Genomic DNA, 3,534 nt, shown 5'->3' with positions numbered 1-3,534 from the left:
CGCCCCGACAGCAGCACCAGAACACAAACTGTCCCTATACGGGGTCAGCTCCTATCCCAACTACCGATTAGGGCAACCGGTATGGGCGCTGCGCCGGAGCCAGAGCATCAAGATCGACCCTGGGCGGATAGCAAGCGCCGACAAATACGGAAACGAACACTCCCAAGTGATGCTCGCCCGAGCCTTGTTGTCGTTGACCCACCGTAGCTGGCCATTTCTCGTTGGCCTTGTCCCCTCAGTCGTGTGTGCTGCGGCAGCGATCGGGCTCCTGCTATCATATCGGCCCACAGAGTCAGTAGCGTCGAGCTCAGAGCTTCTTTCGATTCATCCACTCGTCATTCCACTGATATGCGCTGCTGTGTTCTTATATGTTCTCGCGGCCTGGGTCGATGACCGCATCAGAGACCGCAACGTCGCGAGCCTCGTCGGTAAAGATGCTGTGGTGCAATGGATTCGTTCATCCGCACCCATGTGGGAGCGCCGGTCGCGAATCATAGCTGTCGGCGGAACGCCGACCATTCGACGTGCTACACACCCGGTTCCGAGACCCCGCACAGAATTGAGCTGGCAGGCGACGATCGCAGTCATTGCCGTGATCTGGACGGTGCTGTACGCGAATGCGACAGTGGGTGCGATCGGTCAACTCATCGAATCGAGGGTCAGCCCGGACGACACCTCCACGACCTGGGCCGCAGTGCTGTCTGTTACGCGCCTGATCGTCAGTGCGGTTCTGGCCGTGGCGATCCTGGTCGTCGTCAAGAACTGGCGCAACCTCACGTGGACGCAACTCGGAATCCCTTATCAGCGGTGGTTGCACGGCAGGTGGGAGCGCACAGAACTGGTCAAGAGTCGGAGGAGAACAACGAGATCCGCATTCGTCGGATTCTTCGTTGCTGTCGGAGCGGCGGCATCGATCAGTTTGATTGTCGGCGGTATGGATGCCGATCAAAACATCGGCTCCGGAAATCTTTTCGTCGCTGTCATCCAGTGCATCCGCGCCGGGATCTTCGAAGAAATCGGCATGATCGCGATTCCGGCTACGCTCGTTCTCTACCGAACACAGATCGACCGGCCAGCCGGAAACAAATGGCCGATCGCAGCGCTTGTCATCGGGTCAGGAATTGCCCGAGCTGTGCCCCACATCTACTACGGCCCAGGCGCATTGGTCTGGGCGTTCACCTGGGGTGCGATCGTGATGATCGTCTTTCTGCGCACCCGGCGCATCCTGCCGATCATTGCCGCACACATCACGTGGGACCTCTGCGTTACCGCGATACTTCAGTTGTAGTCGGAAGGCACGAAGGACGAGTGGACAGCGTCAGGATCGACTACGCGCACTGTCCGCAGGATTGGCAACGGTCACTGGACGCTGGAGCGCGTCTCAAAGTGGTGAGGCGAAAAATATTGGTTCTCAGTACCATCGGGGACATCACAGCGACACCAACTCAAGTACCGCTCAGGCAAGGATGATGACGATGCCCTCTATTCCCAGTATCGAACCCGTAGAGCACTGGTATGCAAAGCTGAGAGAAATCAAGAATGCACGCAACACTTGGATCGAAATCATCGGCTGGGAAAGAAATTACGACCAGGACAACAAGCCTGTCGTCTATGCGTGGCTCAATGCCAACCCGCCCGTTCGGAGCGACAAGTTAAGCAATGTCTTGAGCACCCATACGATCGAGGAGTATGAGCGGTTGACTCCGGACAAGCTCGCCAAAACAACAGGATTCAACAAATTCGTCTGGGGTCGACCTTCACAGCTCATGGCGAAGCTGACTCCGCTTCCTCAGAGCACTGAGTAAAGCGTCCGTAGTCGCACCCGAACAGCATGTGCCGCCGTGGAGGAACCGTGAACCCTGAGAATGTCGATTCACACATACTCGTCACCACAATGCGCGATGCCGTCGCTGAAGCTCGCGCGAAGACCGAGCAGGCTGTCGCGGTCGAACGCGCCATCAGGGAAATGGCTGTGGCGACCTTGGTCAGTCACGGCGAAACCCTCACATCAGCACGCCAAAAAGCCGGTGTGACATGGAGTGAGTCACTTCAGGAATCGTTGCAGCGCAACAGAGTGCAACTGGTCGCGCGAATCAAGAGGCGACTTACGCGTCAAAAGTTCGAGCCGTGGACCGTTGATCGCAACGATCCGGCGGAAAAGCGTAAGTTGGAGCGGCTCAGGGAAATAAGCGAAGCGATCCACCTCATCTGGACGCCGGCTACGGTCTACACCTCGGAGTGGTCAGAAGATTACGAAGTGGCCGGGAGCGCGCATATCGTTCGCTTGCATCAGATACCCCACCCCTTCACCGCGCACCTCAACGCAAGCGGTGCACAATTCGTGAATCATCGCACCGGTGAGCAGATCATCGTCTATTCCCTGGATTCGATCAAAGGTGCCAGGCTCAACGATCGGGGCGATCGCCCGGAGGACTGGGATCATCGCGGCGCCTTTCGAGTCGACCGGATCTCCGTGGACGGAACACGATCACCTATGACCATGCAGGAGATCGGGTTGCCGGGGGAGTCGAGCAGTTCGGTTACGGCTGGGAACCCCCGCGTCACCCAGCGCACGAGTCGTTCGCCCGCCTCCACGCGGCAATTCACGCCACTTACCGCATCATCGCGCCAAGCAACCTGACCTCGGCAAGTCTCATATGGGCGCTCCACCGCAGGTCTACTTTCGGTAAACCGGAGAAGCCCGTGGACCTGAGACCCCCTCGTTTTTGGCGCGCGTAGCCCCGGAGTCTTTGCTCCGTCGGCGCTGCTCAGCTGACGGGTAACATTCCCGCATCCCGTTCCGTGCGGGCCAATTCGATATTGGCGTACAGTGCCGATCGCTTCAAACCCGTGTTCCTGCACAATGTTTCGATCTTGAACTGCCCGGTCTCGTACGTCTGCAATAGGTATGCGCGCTCCTCCGGGGTGAGCTTGTGCTGACGGCCTTTCATCTTGCCGGCCGCAGCTGCCGCCGCTACGGCGTCCCTGGTCCTGCTCCGGATGAGGTCTGATTCGAATTCGGCCATCAGGCCGAGGACGCCGATGAACATTTTTCCCATCGGATCGGTCGGGTCGTAGATCTTCCCGTCGATCGACAACGCCACACCCTTGTCCGCCAGCCTCCCCACTGTTTCGTGGAGATCGCCCGCGGACCGAGAGAGTCGATCGAGTTTGGTGACGCAGAAGATGTCGCCTTCACGGGCGGCGTTGATTGCATTGTCGAGTCCGGGCCGCCGAGTCTGCCGGCCGCTGATTCCGTGATCGACATACACCCGATTGCGTGCGATGCCTTCTTTGACGAGAAGGTCGACCTGAATCGACGAATCCTGTGCTGCCGTACTCACACGTGCGTAGCCGATCTTCATTCCGCTCCCGATCTTCGCCGTTCAGACGTCCAGCAGACAAACTGTCCGCTGGAAACTATGCCATACCGGACGAATCCAACGGACATCTAAATCTGTGGAGTTTGCCGCTCTTTGGCGGTGTTCTGTGATCGCTTTGTGTCGCTAATTGCCGATGACGAGGATGCTGGCG

General features: G+C 58.4%; 4 protein-coding genes. 3 read left to right on the top strand and 1 reads right to left on the bottom strand.

From position 1 onward, the window contains the following. The first annotated feature begins 559 nt into the window (after positions 1 to 559). The 3 genes from AC1Q6C_RS33480 (at position 560) to AC1Q6C_RS33470 (ending at position 2,641) form a co-directional block, all read left to right on the top strand. Positions 560 to 1,288, top strand: coding sequence for a CPBP family intramembrane glutamic endopeptidase (locus AC1Q6C_RS33480; RefSeq protein ID WP_190287656.1), 729 nt, complete (start codon positions 560 to 562; stop codon positions 1,286 to 1,288). A gap of 61 nt (positions 1,289 to 1,349) precedes the next feature. Beyond that, complete coding sequence (locus AC1Q6C_RS33475; RefSeq protein ID WP_143542591.1) at positions 1,350 to 1,805, top strand: hypothetical protein; 456 nt, start codon at positions 1,350 to 1,352, stop codon at positions 1,803 to 1,805. A 47-nt stretch (positions 1,806 to 1,852) separates the two neighbouring features. Further along, on the top strand, positions 1,853 to 2,641 hold the full coding sequence (locus tag AC1Q6C_RS33470) for a hypothetical protein (RefSeq protein WP_143542592.1): 789 nt from the start codon (positions 1,853 to 1,855) through the stop codon (positions 2,639 to 2,641). A gap of 127 nt (positions 2,642 to 2,768) precedes the next feature. On the opposite strand, the gene AC1Q6C_RS33465 is transcribed toward AC1Q6C_RS33470, so the two are convergent. After that, positions 2,769 to 3,365 carry a recombinase family protein gene (locus tag AC1Q6C_RS33465; RefSeq protein ID WP_075835989.1) on the bottom strand — a complete coding sequence of 199 codons (597 nt, stop codon included), beginning with the start codon at positions 3,363 to 3,365 and terminating at the stop codon, positions 2,769 to 2,771. Positions 3,366 to 3,534 lie beyond the last annotated feature (169 nt).

It is taken from the genome of Rhodococcus sp. MT28 (assembly GCF_058792695.1).
Note: the sequence above shows the minus strand (reverse complement) of the source record. Positions and strands in the feature narration are given on the sequence as shown.